This window comes from Asticcacaulis sp. (assembly GCF_051954415.1).
GTDB lineage: Bacteria > Pseudomonadota > Alphaproteobacteria > Caulobacterales > Caulobacteraceae > Asticcacaulis.
In genome coordinates this window covers 1-19271 of sequence record NZ_JBQCHT010000017.1, presented here as the reverse complement: position 1 = coordinate 19271, position 19271 = coordinate 1, and the positions used below count along the sequence as shown (strand labels likewise).

At 59.7% G+C, this 19271-nt stretch carries 19 protein-coding genes; 9 read left to right on the top strand and 10 right to left on the bottom strand.

Annotated elements, in window-relative coordinates; all coding sequences use genetic code 11:
* Nucleotides 1-6: 6 nt before the first annotated feature.
* Complete coding sequence (locus tag ACTHND_RS05635) at nucleotides 7-315, top strand: SCP2 sterol-binding domain-containing protein (protein ID WP_090642721.1); 309 nt, start codon at nucleotides 7-9, stop codon at nucleotides 313-315.
* Nucleotides 316-363: 48 nt separating this feature from the next.
* Here ACTHND_RS05635 and ACTHND_RS05630 read toward each other — a convergent pair whose 3' ends face one another.
* The gene (locus ACTHND_RS05630) at nucleotides 364-1053 is read right to left on the bottom strand and encodes an MBL fold metallo-hydrolase (RefSeq protein WP_440176610.1); all 690 of its coding nucleotides are present in this window, start codon (nucleotides 1051-1053) and stop codon (nucleotides 364-366) included.
* A gap of 155 nt (nucleotides 1054-1208) precedes the next feature.
* On the opposite strand from ACTHND_RS05630, the gene ACTHND_RS05625 reads away from it, so the two are divergent.
* The 3 genes from ACTHND_RS05625 (at nucleotide 1209) to ACTHND_RS05615 (ending at nucleotide 6020) form a co-directional block, all read left to right on the top strand.
* On the top strand, nucleotides 1209-2792 hold the full coding sequence (locus ACTHND_RS05625) for an amino acid permease (protein ID WP_440176609.1): 1584 nt from the start codon (nucleotides 1209-1211) through the stop codon (nucleotides 2790-2792).
* Between the two features lie 63 nt (nucleotides 2793-2855).
* Nucleotides 2856-5318 carry an ATP-dependent helicase HrpB gene (hrpB, locus tag ACTHND_RS05620; RefSeq protein ID WP_440176608.1) on the top strand — a complete coding sequence of 821 codons (2463 nt, stop codon included), beginning with the start codon at nucleotides 2856-2858 and terminating at the stop codon, nucleotides 5316-5318.
* Between the two features lie 42 nt (nucleotides 5319-5360).
* Nucleotides 5361-6020: a glutathione S-transferase family protein gene (locus tag ACTHND_RS05615; RefSeq protein WP_440176606.1), complete on the top strand. Its 660-nt coding sequence runs from the start codon at nucleotides 5361-5363 to the stop codon at nucleotides 6018-6020.
* A gap of 327 nt (nucleotides 6021-6347) precedes the next feature.
* Here ACTHND_RS05615 and ACTHND_RS05610 read toward each other — a convergent pair whose 3' ends face one another.
* From ACTHND_RS05610 to ACTHND_RS05590, 5 genes are all read right to left on the bottom strand, one after another.
* Entirely contained in the window at nucleotides 6348-6512 is a 165-nt protein-coding gene (locus ACTHND_RS05610) for a hypothetical protein (protein WP_440176604.1), read from the bottom strand.
* Nucleotides 6513-6611: 99 nt separating this feature from the next.
* Entirely contained in the window at nucleotides 6612-7619 is a 1008-nt protein-coding gene (locus ACTHND_RS05605; protein WP_440176602.1) for a bile acid:sodium symporter family protein, read from the bottom strand.
* On the bottom strand, nucleotides 7616-8407 hold the full coding sequence (locus tag ACTHND_RS05600; RefSeq protein ID WP_440176600.1) for a TrmH family RNA methyltransferase: 792 nt from the start codon (nucleotides 8405-8407) through the stop codon (nucleotides 7616-7618). The genes ACTHND_RS05605 and ACTHND_RS05600 overlap by 4 nt, the downstream gene beginning before the upstream one ends.
* Nucleotides 8400-9320 carry a class I SAM-dependent methyltransferase gene (locus ACTHND_RS05595; protein WP_440176598.1) on the bottom strand — a complete coding sequence of 307 codons (921 nt, stop codon included), beginning with the start codon at nucleotides 9318-9320 and terminating at the stop codon, nucleotides 8400-8402. The genes ACTHND_RS05600 and ACTHND_RS05595 overlap by 8 nt, the downstream gene beginning before the upstream one ends.
* Nucleotides 9271-10881: a glycosyltransferase family 2 protein gene (locus tag ACTHND_RS05590; protein ID WP_440176596.1), complete on the bottom strand. Its 1611-nt coding sequence runs from the start codon at nucleotides 10879-10881 to the stop codon at nucleotides 9271-9273. Before ACTHND_RS05590 ends, ACTHND_RS05595 begins: the two co-directional genes overlap by 50 nt.
* A gap of 168 nt (nucleotides 10882-11049) precedes the next feature.
* On the opposite strand from ACTHND_RS05590, the gene ACTHND_RS05585 reads away from it, so the two are divergent.
* The 3 genes from ACTHND_RS05585 to ACTHND_RS05575 all read left to right on the top strand — a co-directional run bounded on the left by ACTHND_RS05585 (nucleotide 11050) and on the right by ACTHND_RS05575 (nucleotide 13672).
* Complete coding sequence (locus ACTHND_RS05585; RefSeq protein WP_440176594.1) at nucleotides 11050-11850, top strand: ABC transporter substrate-binding protein; 801 nt, start codon at nucleotides 11050-11052, stop codon at nucleotides 11848-11850.
* Nucleotides 11847-12842, top strand: coding sequence for a FecCD family ABC transporter permease (locus ACTHND_RS05580; RefSeq protein ID WP_440176592.1), 996 nt, complete (start codon nucleotides 11847-11849; stop codon nucleotides 12840-12842). Before ACTHND_RS05585 ends, ACTHND_RS05580 begins: the two co-directional genes overlap by 4 nt.
* A 68-nt stretch (nucleotides 12843-12910) precedes the next feature.
* Nucleotides 12911-13672 carry an ABC transporter ATP-binding protein gene (locus ACTHND_RS05575; protein WP_440176590.1) on the top strand — a complete coding sequence of 254 codons (762 nt, stop codon included), beginning with the start codon at nucleotides 12911-12913 and terminating at the stop codon, nucleotides 13670-13672.
* Here the strand turns inward: ACTHND_RS05575 and ACTHND_RS05570 are convergent.
* Nucleotides 13669-16089 carry a lytic transglycosylase domain-containing protein gene (locus tag ACTHND_RS05570; protein ID WP_440176588.1) on the bottom strand — a complete coding sequence of 807 codons (2421 nt, stop codon included), beginning with the start codon at nucleotides 16087-16089 and terminating at the stop codon, nucleotides 13669-13671. The two genes, ACTHND_RS05575 and ACTHND_RS05570, sit on opposite strands and share 4 nt — an antisense overlap.
* 176 nt (nucleotides 16090-16265) lie before the next feature.
* Between ACTHND_RS05570 and dapA the strand changes: the two genes are divergently transcribed.
* Nucleotides 16266-17174 carry a 4-hydroxy-tetrahydrodipicolinate synthase gene (gene dapA / locus ACTHND_RS05565; protein WP_440176586.1) on the top strand — a complete coding sequence of 303 codons (909 nt, stop codon included), beginning with the start codon at nucleotides 16266-16268 and terminating at the stop codon, nucleotides 17172-17174.
* Nucleotides 17174-17644 (top strand): SsrA-binding protein SmpB, encoded by a 471-nt coding sequence (gene smpB / locus ACTHND_RS05560; RefSeq protein WP_440176584.1) that lies wholly within the window; start codon nucleotides 17174-17176, stop codon nucleotides 17642-17644. The genes dapA and smpB overlap by 1 nt, the downstream gene beginning before the upstream one ends.
* A 14-nt stretch (nucleotides 17645-17658) precedes the next feature.
* Here the strand turns inward: smpB and ACTHND_RS05555 are convergent, their stop codons facing one another.
* The 3 genes from ACTHND_RS05555 to ACTHND_RS05545 are packed head-to-tail and all read right to left on the bottom strand — an operon-like array spanning nucleotide 17659 to nucleotide 19136.
* A complete protein-coding gene (locus ACTHND_RS05555) occupies nucleotides 17659-17925 on the bottom strand; it encodes a hypothetical protein (RefSeq protein ID WP_440176582.1) in 267 nt (88 codons plus the stop codon).
* On the bottom strand, nucleotides 17925-18704 hold the full coding sequence (locus ACTHND_RS05550; protein WP_440176580.1) for an SDR family oxidoreductase: 780 nt from the start codon (nucleotides 18702-18704) through the stop codon (nucleotides 17925-17927). The genes ACTHND_RS05555 and ACTHND_RS05550 overlap by 1 nt, the downstream gene beginning before the upstream one ends.
* A gap of 3 nt (nucleotides 18705-18707) precedes the next feature.
* A complete protein-coding gene (locus ACTHND_RS05545) occupies nucleotides 18708-19136 on the bottom strand; it encodes a VOC family protein (RefSeq protein WP_440176578.1) in 429 nt (142 codons plus the stop codon).
* Nucleotides 19137-19271: the final 135 nt, after the last annotated feature.

Below are 19271 nucleotides of genomic sequence, written 5' to 3'. Positions count from 1 at the left end.
TCGGCCATGTCCGATCTTGAAACCATTACACAAAAAATCAGCGCCGCCGTCGGGGAAAATTCCGGCCTGGGCAAAATCATCAAGGTCGACTTCGGTGACGCCGGCAAGATCCTCATCAACGGCGCGGCTGTGCCCAACACCGTGACCAATGATGATGGTGAGGCCGATACCACCATTCAGATCGCCATCGATGACCTGATCGCCATGTCCAAGGGCACGCTGGACCCGATGATGGCATTCATGATGGGCAAGATGAAAATCCAGGGCGACATGAGCGTTGCCCAGAAACTCGCGCCACTGCTCAAGGGCGCCTGATAGTTATGGGGTCAAGGGGGCGGCGCCCCCTTGCCTTGGCCCTTGGCCTTATCCAGGCCCCTGCGTATTCGGCCCGGCCTTGCCGATAACACGATCCGCCACGAAGGGATTGCTCCGCCGCTCGATATCGAAGCTCGACATCGGCCCATGCCCAGGCACAAAACGCACATCGCCCAGCGGCCAGAGTTTCTGCGTGATCGAATGGATCAGGTCGGCATGGTTGCCGCGCGGAAAGTCCGTCCGCCCGATCGAGCCCTTGAACAAAACGTCGCCCACCTGTGCGAACTGTGACGGCGCATGATAAAAGATAACATGGCCTGGCGTATGGCCAGGGCAGTGAATAACCTGCCAGGTCGTCTCACCTAAAGTCACCGTATCGCCGTCATGCAGCCAGCGGTCGGTCGTGAAACTGCGCATGTCGGGTATGCCGTAGCGCTGGCCCATGGACGGAATATTGTCGATCCAGAACTGGTCGTCCTCATGCGGGCCTTCGATGGGGGCGCCTGTGCGCTCTTGCAATTCTGCGGCACCGCCGGCATGATCGGCATGGCCGTGGGTGATCCAGATTTTCTCCACTGTCAGACCGCGCCTTTTGATCTCATCCAGGATCGGATCGAGATCCCCGCCGGGATCGATGATAGCGGCCTTGTTTGTTTTCGTACACCAGACCACCGTACAATTCTGCTGCAACGGCGTGACGGGGGCGACAAACAGGCGGATGGGTGGCTCGGTGTTCATGACTCATGAAATAGGCGAAACGCGCCCTTAAGGCTACCCACCGGTTAAGATAGTTGCAGATTTAATTTTTGTGTGTAGGCTTCATGACAAGGCAGGTACTGGGGTGGTCCTTGGAATGACTAGTCGCCTGTTAAAACACATAAAAAAGGTGAAAAATGAATCCTTTGCGAATTAAGTCGCTGGACGCGATCCTGGCGACAGCAGAGAAAAAGTCGCTGCATCGATCCCTGGGGCCTGTCCAACTGACCTTGCTGGGCATCGGTGCAGTGATCGGCACCGGTATTTTCGTGCTGACGGCTGCGGCGGCACAAAAGGCCGGTCCGGGCATGATGATTTCCTTCATCATTGCTGGCGCCGTCTGCGCCGTCGCCGCACTTTGTTATTCCGAACTGGCTTCCATGGTGCCGGTCGCGGGTTCTGCCTATACCTATTCCTACGCAGTCATGGGCGAAATGGTGGCCTGGCTGGTCGGCTGGGCGCTTATACTGGAATATGCCTTGGGGGCGTCCGCCGTCGCGGTCGGTTGGTCCGGTCATATCGTCGGGTTTCTCGATGACATCGGGATACACATACCCCATGCCCTAACCGTGGGGCCGCCGATTTCGATTGGTTTTATCAAGGGCGGTGAAATCGGCGGTGTGCTCAACCTGCCGGCGGTTATCATCACGGGTATTGTCACGCTTCTGCTGGTCATCGGCACGAAGGAAAGCGCCACGGCCAATGCAGTCCTGGTGGCCATCAAGATCGCGGCCCTGCTGCTGTTCATCGTCCTGACCTTGCCGCTGGTCACCGGTCATATGGAGAATTTCAGTCCATTCACGCCGCGCGGCTGGGGTAATCCGCTTGATGGCACCGGAACAGGCGTGCTTGGCGCTGCCGCCTCCATCTTCTTCGCCTATGTTGGCTTCGATGCGGTATCAACCGCCGCCGAGGAAACCCGCAATCCGCAGCGAAACGTGCCTATCGGCCTGATCGCTTCGCTGGGTATCTGCACCGTTTTCTACATACTGGTTGCGACGGGCGTAATCGGTTCATTCGGCGCCCAGCCGCTGACCGATCCGGCGACTGGCCAATATTTCGCTGACGGCTCGACCGAGCTTTACGCCAGCGCCGCCTGTCAGGCCGCTCACGCCCCGCTGGTCTGCTCGAAGGAAGCCCTGGCTCACGTCCTGCGTGAGGTGAACAGCAATCCATTGTTCGGCAATCTGATCGGCCTGGCCGCAACGATTGCCCTGCCGTCGGTCGTTCTGCTGATGATGTTCGGCCAGACGCGCGTCTTCTTCGTCATGGCGCGTGACGGACTGCTTCCGAAGGGCCTGTCGGCCGTTCACACCACCTTCAAGACACCGTGGGTGATCACCCTGGTCACCGGCGTCGTCGTGGCCATTGCCGCGGCTTTCCTGCCGGTTGGTTCCCTGGCGGACTATTCCAACGCCGGTACGCTGTTCGCCTTCGCGGCTGTTTCGCTGGGCGTCATGATCCTGCGCTTTACCGACAAGACACGCAATCGTCCGTTCAAGACCCCGCTGCTGTGGATCATCGCCCCGCTGTCGATCTTCGGCTGCGTGCTGCTGTTCGTCAGTCTGGGCACGGAATCCAAACAGGTCTTCTTCGGCTGGACCGCGATTGGCCTCGTTCTTTACTTCGCCTACGGCTTCTGGCACTCGAACGTCCGCAAGGGCATCATCGAGGACCATGAAAACGATGCGGATTTGCCGCCGCCTCCGGGCACGACCTGATCCTGAAGAAGGCGCCCTAACGGGCGCCTTTTTTATTGCGTGAAGACCTGCTAGGTGCGTGACATGCTTCCTGTTGAAGAAATATATGTACCGCTGAAATCCTGGCTGGCGGAAAAGACCACGGCCCTGATCATCGCGCCACCCGGCGCCGGCAAGACGACCGGTATACCGCTGGCTTTGCTGGATTCACCTTGGTTGGCGGGCCAGAAAATCATCCTGCTGGAGCCGCGGCGGCTGGCCGCCCGTGCGGCCGCCGCCCGCATGGCCGAGACCCTGGGCGAGGCGGTGGGGCAAACGGTCGGTTTTCGGGTGCGTGGTGAAAGCAAGGTCAGCGGAAAGACGCGCATAGAAGTCGTCACGGAAGGCATTTTCTCGCGTTTGATCCTGGATGATCCATCGCTGGACGGCATTGGCTGTGTCATTTTCGACGAATTCCACGAGCGCAGCCTGGATGCCGATCTCGGCCTGGCCTTTGCCCGCGATGCGCAAGTCCTGCTGCGCGATGACCTGCGCCTGCTGGTCATGTCGGCGACGCTCGATGGCGACCGTGTGCTCAGCCTGCTGCCGGACGCCGGGCGGTTTGAGTCACAGGGCCGCACTTTCCCGATCGAGACGCATTATCTCGGCCGAAATCAATCATTGATTATGGAGCAGGATGTCGCCCGCCATGTGGCGCGGCTATCCGCCAAGCTCACGCCTGAACAGGCCGAGACAATGCTGGTCTTCCTGCCGGGGCAGGGCGAAATTCACCGCGTTGGGCGATTCCTCGACGAGATCGGTTTGCCGCCTCATATTGATCTCTGCAAACTTTACGGCGCCATGGATTTCAGGGACCAGGCCCATACCCTGGCGCGCAATGCGCCAGGACGGCCGAAGATCGTCCTGGCCACGGCGATTGCCGAAACCTCCCTGACGCTCGATCGCGTGTCAATGGTTGTCGATTGTGGTCTATCACGTTTGGGACGCTTTGATCCGGCGCGCGGTGTCACGCGCTTCGTCACCGAGCGAGTCTCCAGGGCTTCGGCCGACCAGCGTCGCGGCCGCGCCGGCCGGACCCAGGCGGGCGACGCCTATCGCCTGTGGGATGCCGAACAGGACCGTTCCCTGATCCCTTTCGCCAAGCCGGAAATTCTGGAAACCGACCTGTCGCAACTGGCACTTTCGCTGCGGCTATGGGGTGCCAAATCGACGGAGAGCCTCGCCCTGCTCGACCATCCGCCAAAAGCGGCGATGGATGAAGCCGTGAAGCTTCTTCAGGCCCTGGGCGCATTGGACAGTCATGGGGATCTGACGCCACACGGCAAGGCTGTGGCGCAGTTGCCGATGGCGCCACGCCTGGCCCATATGCTGATCCGGGCGGCCGAAAACGGCGCAGCGGAGCAGGGCGCCAACCTGGCCGTCCTGCTGTCCGAAAACGGCCTGGGCGGCAAATCGACCGATCTCGATACCCGCATGGAGGCGTTGTCACGCGATAAATCGCCGAAGATTACTCAGGCCCGCAGCCTGGCGCAAAACTGGGCCCGGCAGGCGCAGGCCCTGACCAAAGCGACGGGTAAGGCTGGTGGGCGTATCCTGTCGCATCATTTGCTGGCGGAATGTTTCCCCGAACGTATTGCAAAAGGGCGCGGTAAGGCCGGCGAGTTCGTTATGTCCAACGGGCGCGGCGTCTATGTCGATGAGCATGACCGGCTGGCACGCGCGCCTTATCTGGCGGTTGGTGATCTGGGCGGCGGCGCAGGCCGCGACCGTATCCTGCTGGCCGCACCTTTAAGCGAAGGCGAAATCCTCAGCCTGTTCGATGACCGGCTGGAACGCGGCACGGTTCTGCAAAAGGTCAATGGCCGGTTCCGCGCCTTCGATCAGGTTCGGCTGGGGAGTCTGGTGCTCTCCACCAAACCGCGCGACACCATACCGCCGGAATTGCTGCTTCAGGCGGAAGCTGAAGAGATCAGGCAAAAAGGATTGAAAGCACTGAATATTCCGGAGAGCGTGCAGGGATTTCGTGCGCGTGTCGCCTTCCTGCACAGCCAGGATGACACCTGGCCGGACCTGTCGGATGACGCGCTTCTCTCCGGGCTTGCGAATTGGCTCGAGCCTTATGCCGCCGGCAAGTCCTTGCTATCGCTCAATGGCAGTGTCATTTCACAGGCCCTGCATGGCCTACTTGATTATGACCAGCAGCGCGCGCTGGATAAGCTTGCGCCGGAAACGCTTAAGATGCCGACCGGGTCGAATATTCGCATCGATTACGAAGCCGAAGGCGGCCCACGCCTGGAGGTACGGGTGCAAGAACTGTACGGAACAACCGTACATCCGGTTATCGGCCCGAACCGGACGCCGATTACGCTTTCCCTGACTTCGCCGGCGCACCGGCCGATCCAGATCACAAAAGACCTGCCAGCCTTCTGGGATGGTTCCTGGGCCGAGGTGCGGAGTGAAATGAAGGGGCGTTATCCGCGTCACGTCTGGCCGGAAAATCCACGGGAAGCCGATCCAACCACCCGCGCGAAACCGCGGGGTACCTGATCTTTTCCGGTTCCGGTGCGTATAAGCCAATAAGGAGCCGCCATGATCACCGTCCATCATCTCGATAATTCCCGCTCGCAACGCATTCTGTGGCTGCTGGAAGAACTGGGCCTGCCTTACGAGATCAAGGCTTACAAACGCGGCAAGGATATGCTGGCGCCACCGGAACTGAAGGCGGTACATCCGCTCGGCAAGGCGCCGGTTATCAGCGATGGGGCTTTAGTGGTGGCGGAGACGGGCGCCATTATGGACTATATCCTGACGACCTATGGTCATGGTCAGTTGATGCCGATGATCGGCACGGAAGCGCGGTTTCAATATACCTACTGGATGCATCATGCCGAAGGGACGGCCATGACGCCTTTGCTGCTGAAACTGGTGTCGGGTGCGATCAGAAGTCAGGCGCCGTGGCTGATTAAGCCTGTTGCCAGTCGTATAGCTGATGGCATCGATGCCGCACTGGTGACGTCGAACCTGAACACAAATATCGATTTCTGGGAAAATACCCTGGCCAGGTCAACCTGGTTCGCCGGCGACGAGTTCAGTGCGGCGGATATTATAATGAGTTTCCCCCTGGAGGCAGCCACCAGCCGAGCCGGGGCCGGGGCAAGACCACATATCAGTGCCTGGCTGGGGAAAATCCACGCCCGTCCGGCTTATCAGAAGGCGCTGGCACGGGGCGGGCCGTATACCTATGCCTGATCAGAGGGTGATGCAGCCGGCGAAAGCCAGGCCAATAAAGGGCAGAACGACGAGCTTGAGAATCAGCTTTTTCATGTTGGGTGCTCTCCTGAAGTAATACTCAGGCTAAGGTGCGGAAGACCGCTTGTAAATGCGTAAGGCACCGTTTTTAGCAGTGCCTTACGCGATCGGGCATATTCCGGCCGGTTCTTTAACGGCTGGATGAATAGGTCAGATGGTCGGCGCCGCTGCGATCTATGATGATGCAGCCGGAGAGGCTGGCCGCGAGAGTGGCGACGCAGGCGAGTTTGATGGCGATGGATTTCATGGTTTTCCCCAGGGTTGGATTTAGAAGGATTGTGAACCGCTGACCGTTGCCGCCGGCTTTTCGTCGGCCGGTGCGGGTCCATTGTCGGTGTGATAGGTGTGGTCCGGCGATACATACATGATGCAGCCGGTAAGGCTTGTTACCAGTGCGACCGCGCAGGCCAGTCTGATGATGAGATGTTTCATGGCGGTGTCTTTCGTCGAGACGCCGGATGCGCCCCCTTGAATTTAAATCTAGGTTTCGATCTATGAACGGTAAATGAACCGTTTCCACCTTAATTCTATTTAATATTCAGGCGGTAATCGCCTTTCTTGCGCCTGTGCCTCTTTTGCCCAGCGGCTGGCGAGCGGCGTACAGATCAGCAATTGCAGCGGATGATAGATCATGATCGGCAGCAGGATCAGTCCCAGGCCAGACGCATGACCGGCGAAGATGAGCGAGGCCATCGGTACGCCGGTTGCCAGACTCTTTTTGGTGCCGCAGAAAACCACGGCTGAGCGGAAGGCGGGGGCTATGCCGCCAAGATCGCATAGTTTCCATAGAAGCAGCAGCACGCCAAAGAACAGGACGAGTGTGGCGGCAATGACGGACAGCAGGGTCGCCAGGCTGGTGGACCCCCAGATATTGAGCGCAAAGGAGTCACAGAACGAGGTGTAGACGAGCAATAATATGGTGCCGCGGTCAGCCATCTGGGCCAGCTTCTTGTGGCGATGCAGCCAGGCGCCGATCCAGCGGCGCAAAACCTGGCCAATGATCATCGGCAGGACCATCCATTTGAACAGGTCGATAAAAACGCCCACGACATCAAGATGATGTCCGGAGGTTTTCAACAGAAGACTCATCCACAGCGGCGTGACCACAATACCGATCAGACTGGAAATCGTGGCGTTGAAGACCGCCACGGGCACATTGCCGCGTGCCGCCGAGGTCATGGCGACAGAGGAGGAGACGGTCGATGGCAGGGCGCAGAGGTAAAAGAAACCCAGTTGCAGATCCGGGCTGATCCAGCGGCCGGCAAGGGCAAGAAAGACGAGGCCGATGACAGGAAAGAGCACAAAGGTCGACGTCTGGATGATGAGGTGCAAGCGCCAGCGCAGGACGCCGTCCTTCAGGGCATGGAAGGACAGCATGGCGCCGTTCAGGAAGAAGATAAGAGCGATACCGAGCCTGGTCAGCAGTTCCGGATGCAGCAGGCCGCCATGCGCACCCGGCGCCGGAAACAGGGCCGCCAGAATGATGGCAATGACCATGCCCGTCAGGAAGCCGTCAAATTTCAGACTGCCAAGTTTCAAAGCCCGGCTGCCGCATAGATCATTATGCCGGTGGCGACCGACAGGTTGAGGCTATCGGCACGGCCCTTCATCGGAATCTTGACATTGGTATCGCAGATGGCGGCGATTTCGGGCGTCAGGCCGGATTGCTCCGTGCCCATGACGATCAGGGTCGGCCGCGTATAGGGCGCCGTGCGGTGGTTGTGCGTGGCGGTGAGCAGGGTGCCGACCACCGAACCGGTCCAGCGCCTGCGATCGGCCAGGAAGTCATCACGGCTGCATTTGACGATCGGCAGGGCGAAGACCGAGCCCATGGTGGCGCGCACGGTTTCGACCGAAAACGGATCGACGCAGTCGCCGATCAGGATGACGCCGCCTATGCCGGCTGCGTCGGCGGTGCGGATGATGGTGCCGAGATTGCCGGGGTCGCGTACCTGTTCCAGCGCTACCCAGACATCATTTGATTGCGGATCGATATCGGCCAGTGTCTTGATGACCTGGGCAAACACCGCGACCACCATCTGCGGGTTGTCCTTACGCGAAATCTTCTCAAGAATTTCACGCGTTACTTCCAGAACCTCACCTTTTGCCTTCAGGGTCTCATCGACGGCGCGACGCAGCAGGGGGTGCTGGTCGGCATCCTTACCATAGACCAGAATTTGCGGGGCAAATCCCTGGTCGAGCGCATCGATAATGATCTTCAGGCCCTCGGCCAGAAACTGTCCGGTGGCCTCGCGTTCCTTGCGCATGTGCAGGGCGCGGATATCCTTGACAGTCTGGTTTGTGAGAGACGTAATCTGCTTAATCACGCATCCACCTCGCAAAGAAGCTGAGACCGATTTCACGAGGAGCAGTATTAGCGGGTTTCATCCCCTTGGGCGGTTTTATGTCCTCTATCAGGGTCAGTTCGCCGTAATCGACTCGTCCGCCCTTGGATGGTCCAACAGCTTCGGCCACCAGATGCGCAAGGGCCGGACCGGAAACGCGCGCGGCATAGGCATTGAGCAACAGGAAAGACGCTTCATCACTCAAGAGCTGGGCGCACAGATGCACCATTTCCGGCAGATCCTCGAACAGCCGCCAGACCTCTCCGGTGGGGCCGCGTCCGTATTTCGGCGGGTCAAGGATGATGCCTTCATACTTCGAGCCCCGCTTGACTTCGCGCTGGACGTATTTCCGCGCGTCCTCGCAGATCCAGCGGATTGGCGCTTCGCCCAGGCCCGAAAGGGCGGCATTCTCGCGCGCCCAGGCGACGGCCTTCTTAGAGGCATCCACATGGGTGACGCGGGCCCCGGCTGCCGCGGCCACCAGGCTGGCGACGCCGGTATAGCCGAACAGGTTCAGTATGCGCGGGCTGTCGAGTTTTGCCACGGCTTCTTTTTGCCAGGCCCAGTTGGCGGCCTGCTCCGGGAAGAAGGCAAGGTGGCGGAAATTGGTGAAGCGGCCGTGGAATTTCACTGTGTCCCAGCCCAGCGTCCATTGGTCGGCGGGTTTGCGTGAAAACCGCCAGTTGCCTTCGTCGTCCTCGCCTTGTGGATCGAAAATGGCGTCGGCCTTGTCCCAGAACTGCGGGTATTTCGGCGTCCACCAGCATTGCGGCTCGGGGCGAATGACAAGGTAATCGCCATAGCGCTCCAGTTTCCGGCCGTCGCCGGAATCGACGAGGGCGTAATCAGCCCAGGCTTTGGTGCGTAAGGTTGTCGGAGTATCGGTGATGATCATGCTCAAGGCCATAAGCGCATGGCCCGTCTTCGTAAAGGGGCTGGACGGCAAAAGTTGCGGGTGCGTGATCGGTCTTGTCCCAGTGAAAGGGCCGGGTTGCCAGTTGCCACAGGGCAAAGCCAGCGGCGACCGATTGCAGGCACCAGTAGGCCGGGGCGCCGCATATGTCGGCCCACGTCAATCTCAGGCCGGCGCGGCGTGCGGCGAGAGCGATCGTGATCATGCCGCTCAAGGTTCCGAACAGGAACAGGGACAGATCAAACGGTGACAGAATATGAAGGGGATGCGCGGGATCGCCGATGCGCTGCAATTCCGTCAGCAATAGGGACATGATCACCATCAGGCTGAAAGGCGCGTAGCAGACGGCGGCCGCGACGCTTAAGCCCACGCCGAGGAACAGGCCCAGCCATGTACGCGGCTTTAGAGGCGTGTTGAGGCGCGTATGGACCAGCAGGGTCTGCATATAGCCCTTGATCCAGCGGGTCCGTTGCGGAATCCATGCCTGGCTGAGAGCGGGCGGTGTCTCGATGGTGGGGGAGGTAATCAGGCCGGTCCGGTAGCCCAGTTGCACAAGGCGCAGGCCGAGATCGGCGTCCTCGGTGACATTGAAAGCGTCCCAGCCACCGACGGTGCGCAGCACGTCCGCCTTGAAATGATTGCTGGTGCCGCCCAGCGGGAAGGGCAGGTGCAGGGCATTGAGCGCCGGCAGCAGGACATCGAACTGCACGGCATATTCGGCGGCGAACTGACGGGGTATGAAACCCGTTCCGCCCTTTGGCCGCAAGGGAGCCTGAAGGCAGGCCAATGCCGGATCACCCCTCGCAAACGCCCTGGCAGCTTCCCGGAGTTGGTCTGGTTGCGGTTGATCCTCGGCATCATAGATCACGATGAGATCGCCCCTGGCCTGTTCAAGTGCGTGGTTGAGCGCGCGTGGCTTGGTGCGGGGAAAGCCGGGCGGAACGGCGATGACCCGCATATAGTCCGGGAGGCTGTGAACACGGAATGCTGTCAGGGTATCTTCGTCATCCGCTTCCAGGGCAAACAGGATTTCGATTCGATCGCGGGGATAGTCGAGCGCCTGCATGGCGCCTAGAAGCTGCGGGATAATGCCGGCTTCCTTGTAAAGGGCGACAATGACGCTGTAGGCCGGCAGGTTTTCATTGACCGCCTCGGTCAGGGGATCGGCCGGTAGGTTGGTGGCGGGAAAGATCAGGCAGGCGATCAGGCGCAGCAGGGCATTGCCCATAAAGCAGGCCCAGCCTGTCCAGTAAAGGCCGCCAAGCAGGCCGGAGACTGACCACAGGCACAGTCCGCAAAATGACAGGCCGACGATGACAAACAGGCACAGTTGCTGCCAGGAAAGCCCTGAACGCGCGGAAAAAGATGCCTTGAGAGAGGAGATAGCCGCATGACTGCGCCAGGGGGATGACGACCGCGAAAAAACCTGCTTTAAAGCCGCCTGGGAAGATCTGGACTGTGACGTCGTGGTATCCGAGTCCGCGCACAACCACTTTTCGGTAAATGTGCGCAACAGCGCATCACTGCTTCGATATGGTTTCATTTTGAAACGCCCCCCGAATGAAGCATAGAGCGCAGTTTTTTGCATGGAATAAACCAATTGGAAGTAGGTGGGTTGCGGAAAAAATACAACCAAAGATTGATTTTTTGGGCCGTCTTCGGGGTAAGTCTTTGCCTGTGCGCCCTTGCCGCAACGATATGGGCGAGCCGGTTGCCGCCCCGAACGGCGCCGACGGCGGGGACGCAGCCGCTGAAAGTCATTTCGCTCGACGGCTGTGCCGACCAATATGTGCTGGCCCTGGTACCGCGCAATCAGATACTCGGCCTGTCTGATCGGGCGCGCCTGCCGGATTCCTATTTCCGCGAACGCGCGTCGACCGTGCGCCGTATCCAGCCGCGTCTGGAAACCATACTGGCGCTCAAGCCAGACATAGTGGTGCGCACCTGGGGCGGGGACTTGGACCTGATCAAGGCGCTTGAAAAGCACCACGTCCGTATCGTCAATATCAATGACATCACAAATTACGACCAGGCCAAGCCGGAACTGTTCCGTGTCGCGGCCGAGCTGGGGCAGGACGCCGGCGCGGGTATAGAGGCCCGCAGGTTCGATCAGGCCATGGCCGCCATCCGGCCGGTAGGGCAGGGGCGAACCGCGCTGTACTATACGCCCGGCGGTTACAGCGCCGGTCCGGATACCATGGTCGGCGATATGCTGCAAAGGTTGGGTTTCAAACTGGAGACTCAGAATAAGGGGTTCTTCTACCTGTCGCCCGAGGTTCTTCTCAGCATGAAGCCCGATATATTCGCCCTGGCCTTTTATGACGACCGATACGCCATGCGCCGCGTGCCGGGGCGCAATCCGCTGGTCCGTGCGAAAATCGCGGCGTCGCCCAATTTCACCTTGCCGCGGCAATCGGTAAGTTGTTCGGGGTGGTATACGGCCTATGATCTCAGCGAACTGTCGAAATCACCGCTGACCGGCAGCGGCGGGCTTAAGGCGGTGCCGCAATGATGCTTTCACTCCGTAGTCTATCAATGGCGCTTGGCGTGGCTATCGTCATTCTCCTGATTGTACTTATGCTCTTCGGCGATGTGGCCATGAGTGGTGACATGTGGTTCGACGCATTCTTCCGCTGGAACTCATTGCCGGCGGAAATCATCTGGGGCATCCGTTTGCCGCGCAATCTGGCAGGTGTCGGTGTTGGGGCCATGCTGGGTATGAGCGGCGCGCTGATGCAGGGGCTGCTGCGCAATCCGCTGGCGGAACCGGGCCTGCTCGGCGTTTCCGCCGGTTCGGGTCTGGGGGCGGCACTGGCGATTGTGTTCGGTCTGGGTTTGACGCCTTTTGCCGTTGAAGGGTTCGCCCTGGCAGGCGCGGTTCTGGTCGCCGTCATTTTGCTGGTTTTCGTTCAGCGTTTCCCGCAACGTCAATCATTGATTTTGTTGGGCGTCGGTCTTTCCAGCCTGTGCGGCGCCCTGATGGCCCTGGTTTTCAACCTGTCACCGTCACCGGTCACCACCTCCGAGATGCTGAGCTGGATGATGGGCTCTGTGCAGAATCGTAGCTGGTACGATGTCCTGATGTGCCTCATCGGCCTGGCGATTGTGTGCGGTTTGTCGCTTCGCCTAGGCAAAGGATTACGCTTCCTGACCCTGGGCGAGGAAACCGCGCGTTCCATGGGAATCGACATGACGCGCCTGACGCAGGTCATCGTCATCGGTTCGTCATTGCTGGCAGGGCTTTCGGTATCGGTGGCGGGCGTGATCGGTTTTGTCGGTCTGGCGGCGCCGCACTTCGTTCGCGCCTTTGGCATCAAGGATCCGTATACGCTTATCTGGCCATCGGCCCTGACCGGCGGATTGATGGTGCTGGTTTCGGACGGCCTTATCCGTCTGCTGCCGCCCACGGCCGACGTCCATCTCGGAGTCCTGACCTCGTTGGTCGGCGCCCCGCTTTTCGCCATACTGGCCTATAAGAGCGCCAGAAGCTGGATGCAGGACTGATTTACTTGGCGCGCTTTTCACTTTTTGGTTTTGGCCAGAAAAGTGCGGACACTTTATGGAAAGCGCTTATGCCGAACCTCATTATCCAGTCTGTCAGCATAAAACTCGGCCGTGACACGGTGGTCCATGAGGTGTCGGCCGAACTGGCGCCAGGCAGGCTCTATATAATGGTCGGGCCGAATGGCGCCGGCAAGACGACCCTGCTTAAGGCCATGGCCAGTCTTGTTTCCCTACAGTCGGGCATGATCAGCTACAATGGCCTTGACCTCGCCTTGCAGTGGCCGGGCGTGCGCGCCGAGCATATCGCCTACCTGCCGCAGGAGCGCAGCATCGCCTGGGATTTGAGCTGTGTCGATGTGGCTGCCCTGGGCGCGCAGCATCTGGCGCCGGAACTGGCCCGGCAGAAGGCATTTGCCGAACTTCAGTCCCTCGGTCTGCAAGAGGTCGCCGACCGCGGCGTCTTCAAGCTTTCAGGTGGTCAGCGGGCGCGGGTGTTGCTGGCCAGGGTGCTGGTAAGTCAGGCGGACGTTCTGCTGCTGGATGAACCCCTGATCGCGCTTGATCCCGCTTGGCAGAGGCAGGTGCTGATCCGGCTGAAACAGCGCGCTGAAGCTGGCCAAACCGTCATTCTCAGCCTGCATGACCTGCATCTGGCGGCGCAATTTGCCGATACGGTGATGCTGATGGATAAAGGGCGGCTCGTGAAGATAGATGGGCCGGAAAAGATATTTATTCCCAACCTGTTGTCGGATATTTTTAATCTGAAAGGCGAGTTGGTTGGCGATGAGGGGCAGAAGACTCTCCGGCTGGAGAGTCTGCCGCTCCTTTAATCGCGCTTCTTTTTGGTCGACTTTTTCTTTTTCGCCGGTTCTGCCTTTTTCTTCTTAGCCGCTTTGGTTGCTGTGACCTTTTTCTTGAGTACGGCCTGCGGTTTGACGACCGGATTAGGCACGGGCGCCATCGTGGTCGGGGCAGGGGCCATTGTCGTTCCGGTCAGTTGTGCCGCGGCGGCGGCATTGGTTGTTACACCCTTGTTGTAATCGGCATAACTGATCGGGGCATCGGGCGAGGCGACATCGCTGAATTCCGGCCCGGTAAACCGACCGATTGGGCCGGGGAAGCCGCGCTGCACGTCGGCCATGGCGGTCAGGGGCGCTGTACCGCCATTCAGGCGGGCGCGATAGACACGCATGTTTTCCGTGACGCGCATCATATAGTTGCGCGTTTCGGTGAAGGGGTGGCACTCGATGAAGGACAAAGGATCAGCGGTGGCGCCGCGCGGATCGCCACAGGTATCTATCCAGGTCTGCATCCGGCTGGGACCGGCATTATAGCCGGCGGCGGCCATGATATAGGAGCCGTCGAACTTATCGACCAGTTCGCCCAGGTGATACTTGCCGAGTGTCATATTGTACTCAGGCTCATAAAGCGCGGCATCGCCACTGTAGCCGATGCCCAGACGTCGGGCGACGGCCCTTCCGGTGGAGGGGATCAACTGCATCATGCCGCGTGCATTGGCCCCCGAACGGACGCTGGGGTCGAAGCTCGATTCCTGACGCGTGATGGCCAGCACGAAGGCGGGTTCCGGGCCGGACACGTTTGGCACACTGCGCACCGGATAGGCGCGTTCCGGCAGATAGAAGCCGCGTTGCATCGCTACGCGCGCCACCTTCATGGCCATCAGTTGCGAATCATACTGCCCGACCAGGTCAACCAGCAGGGCCTCCTCCTCGGCATTGGGCATGACATCGTCAAGATGCAGCACCAGGGCGCGGAACAGGTCCAGTTCGCCGGCCTGACCGAGCAGACGCGCGGCCTTGATCATCTCGCGGCCCTCGAAACGGGCGCGATCGGCGGCAGTTGGTACGGGATCCTTGCCGAGGGTAATCGTCTTGATGCCGGCCTTTTCCGCCGCCATCTGGCCATAGAAGGCATAGATATACTGCCCACCCTGTTCGTAATAGCGCTGTGCCAGTGTGGCGTCGGCATCGATGCCATTGAGCGCCGGATGGTTGCGCGCCTCATAGGCACGGCCCAGCCAGTAGTTGGCACGGCCCTGCGTGATCGGCGATGTGCCGGCGGTAGCCAGGGCCTGGAAATGGGGAATGGCTGAATCTGTGTCGTTCAGTTTCACCAGTGCCATCCAGCCGGCGAAGAACTCCGCTTCGGCCATGCTTTCGCCGGGATCGAAACCGGCATTATTCATGGCATCATAGGCGGCACGGTAATTGCGGGCCTTGAGGGCGGCTTTGAAATAGCCAAGGCGCAGGGAATAAAGCTGACTGGCCGCTTCCGGGCTGGCCGATGCCTGGGGCAGGTCGGGCAATAACTGGAAGCCGAGCGTCTCCAGTCCTTTGCCGTTCAGATATTTGGCGCGGGCAAAGGCGAGCGCCGGATTATGCGGGTCGCCGGCCAGCGCCGCTTGATAGAGCCCGTCCGAAGCCGCCGAACCGGTACGCATGGCGATCACGGCATTGGCGACATCGGCGTCATGCTGGCCGACATAGGCGGTCATGTCGCGGATCGCTTGCGAATTGGCGTTCTGGTAGTTGATTTCCAGACAAAGCAGACGCGCCTTGTGGTCGTCCTGATTGAGGTAGGTGCCGAAAGCCTGGTAGAAATTCGCCTGGGCGAGCGAATCAAACACTTTCGTCCGCCACCAGCTTTTCGCCAGCGCGCGGGCCTCGTCGGTGCGGGCCAGATTGCCATAGGCCGAAATCAGGGCTGTGGCGCCCTCAGTGGTCTGCGGCGGCGCGCCCTTGAACCAGTCGACAATCTGTTGCGCCGTCATGCCCGACAGGCCGATCAGCTTTTCCGCGGCGATCTGGCGCTTGGATTCACGCGGCCAGCCCCACAGGTCACGGCGGGCGGCGTCAAGCGCGGCGAAGCTGTAGATGTTGCCGTCATTATTGATGATGGTCCAGGTAACGATCTTGCGCGCCACCGGATTGGTCAGCCCCGCCGCCAGCGAATCGGCCTGGGCGAAATTGCGCGACTTGACTGCGGAAAGCGCCTGCTCCAGCAGGTCCATGTCATTGCCGCTAAGGCCGGAAGGAATGTAGGGCCGCGCTGTATCTGTCGGCATGGGCATGGTGGCCTGGGGGACGCCGTTCACTTCCGGCGCCGGATCATCCTGGGCGGCCACGGGTTGCAGCGTGCCCAGGGTGAGGGCGCTGACGCCCGCGATCAGGAGGGCCTTGCGGAAAAGAGGATTGAGCTTACGTATCTGGCGGTCAGTCGGGGTCATAATAATCCTGTCATTGGGCCAAAAGCGGTATGGCCGAACTATAGGCGATAGTTTCTTTTTAGAAAGCCATTGCGGCGAATGCTTTGTGTATCTATGGCTATTTTTATATATTCCCAAGCCACAGATGGCCGAAAAGCCACAACTTTCCGTGTTTGCGGTGAGACGAGAGTAGACGAATGACCGATACATCTGCCCAGCCCCTGTTTCGCGGTGTGATTACCGCCCTGGTGACGCCGTTCCGTAACGGCGAGGTGGATTATGCGGCGTTCGAGAAACTGATCGAGCTTCAGATCGCCGCCGGCGTGCATGGCGTCGTGCCGGTCGGCACTACGGGCGAAACCTCGACGCTTTCCATGGAAGAGCACCGTAAGGTCGTCGAACTATGCGTGCGCAAGGTGGCGGGGCGCATCAAGGTCATCGCCGGCGCCGGCTCGAACAACACCGCCGAGACCCTGGAACTGGCGCATCACGCCAAGGCCGTGGGTGCCGATGCCGTTCTGGTGGTGGCGCCCTATTACAACAAGCCGTCGCAGGAAGGTTTGTATCAGCATTTCAAAGCGTTGAACGATGCGGTTCAGATTCCGGTTCTGCTATATAATGTTCCCGGCCGGACGGTTGTGGATATGAGCAACGACACCATTGCCCGTCTGGCCAAGCTGCCGAATATTGTCGGCATCAAGGATGCCACGGGCGATCTGGAACGCATCAGCCAGCAGCGCCTGCTGATTGAGGGCGACTTCTCATATATCTCCGGTGATGACCCGACCCTGCTCGGTTACATGGCTCATGGCGGTCACGGCGTCATCTCGGTGACCTCGAACGTGGCACCGGCCCAGGTCGTGGCCATGTATGAAGCCGCGGCGCAAGGGGCCTTTGATACCGCCCGCCAGTGGCAGGACAAGCTGATCACCTTGCACAAGGTACTCTTTGCCGATTCGTCACCTTCGCCGACCAAGTATGCCATGAGCCGCCTCGGCATCTGCACCGATGAGGTGCGTCTGCCGATCGTCGCCTGTTCGCAGGGTGTGCGGCCGCAGGTTGACGAGGCGATGGCGCTGGCGGGGCTTGAGGTGGAGCCGGCCTGATGGCGGAACTGACCACCAGCAAGACGATCGCCGATAACCGGCGGGCGCGTTTCGACTATTTCCTGGAGCAGAATACCGAGGCGGGCATTGCGCTTACCGGCACCGAGGTGAAATCCCTGCGCTCCGGCCGGGCCAATATCGCCGAATCCTATGTCAGCATCGAAAATGGCGACGAACTGTGCCTGATCAACGCTGATATCCCGCCCTATGGCCACGCCAACCGCTTCAACCACGAACCGCGTCGGCCGCGCAAGCTGCTGCTTCATCGCAAGGAAATCCACCGGTTCATGATCGCTATCCAGCGCGAGGGCATGACCATCATCCCGACCCGGCTCTATTTCAACGAAAAGGGCATGGTGAAGCTGGAAATCGCCCTGGCCAAGGGCAAGAAGAACCATGACAAGCGCGAAGCCACGGCTGAACGCGACTGGGCGCGGGATAAGGCCCGGCTTATGCGGGACAAGGGGTGAAGGCTAAAGGCAGCCTATTGTATTTGATCTTGGACGGTCGTTAGCGACTGTTCCAGGAAATATCGTAAACCTTTGACTGTGCTAAATCCGAAATCGCCAATGTCCATATTCACTAGATTATCGCCTCGGTTCAAAAGCTTCTGAAGATCGACTTCCAGTTCCTTTCGCTCATCCGATGTTAGTGCAGAAATATTGTCCGCGATTGCATCTTCCAGCGTGCCGTGAATTTCAAAAATGTCCTGATGGAAAAGCCCGCAATATCTAAGAAAGGCTTGAGACATCACAGCACACCCGGAAAAGCGCCGCCATCGATCAGCAGGCTTTGGCCGGTGATATAACCCGCCTGGGCCGAGCAGAGAAAGGCGCAAGCCGCGCCAAATTCATCCGGATCGCCAAAGCGTCTGGCCGGAATGGTCTGCCGGCGTTCCTCGCGGATGATCTCGATATCGATTCCGCGCTGTTCGGCAGTGCGTTTCTGGCCCGATTGCAGCCGATGAGTGTCGAATGCCCCCGGCAACAGGAAGTTGATGGTCACATTGGCGTGGGCCACGCTGCGCGCCACACCGGCCAGGAATCCGGTCAGGCCCAGTCGGGCGCCGCTCGACAAATCCAGCCCGCTCAGCGGCATCTTCACCGAACCCGACGTGATATTGACGATGCGGCCGAAGCGCTGTTTGACCATGCCATCGATCACCCGCTGCACCAGTTCGATCGGCGTTACCATATTGCTGGTTACGCCTTCCAGCATGGCGGTGCGGTCGATCTGGCGAAAATCACGATAGGGCGGGCCGCCGTTGTTATTGACCAGTATATCGACCTGCGGCACGGCGGCGATCAGGGCGTCTTGTGTCTCAGCCAGACTGATATCGCCGGCAACTGGGACGACCCGCGCGCCCGTCAGTTCGCGTATCTCCGCCGCCGTGCGCGCCAGTTTTTCGCCATCGCGGCCATTGATAACTACCGTGCAGCCGGCGTGCGCCAGTTTGAGAGCGCAAGCCTTGCCCAGCCCATCGCTTGAGGCGCAGACAATGGCGTAACGCCCCTCTAACCCCAGATCCATGAATTATACCTTATGCTCCGAAAGCGACAGCAGATTGCCGTCGGGGTCTTTAAACCACGCCACCTTGTCACCGCTCGGCGCCGTCCAGACGCCATGCGGCGTTTGCGCGGTACCCAGCCAGTCATAGAGTTCGAATTTGATATCGAGCGCGGTGAGGGCGAATACCTTGTCATCGATATTGGTCACCTGAAAACCGAAAACGGTATAGGGCGCGACATGTAGCTGCGGTGGTTTGGTCAGACGGATCAGGGTCGATCCGGAACGCAGAACCAGGGCATAGTCATCCCGGCTGAAAACGGTCAGGCCCAGAATGCCTTCATAAAAGGCGCGGGCCTGATCGAAATCGCTGACGGCCAGAAATCCCATCGGCGTGGCATCGCGCAGGGGCAACGGGCCAGCCGGTGCGGATTTGGTCAGGTTAAGCCCGAGCATGGCATGGACTCCGCAAAATCATACCGCGTCAGCATGACGGCATCCGGCATAAAAAATCAAACCGGAAGCTAAAGCACTTTCCGAAAAGTGTGACGCACTTTTCGGATTAAAAGAGCGCGTAAAAACTAAAACGCG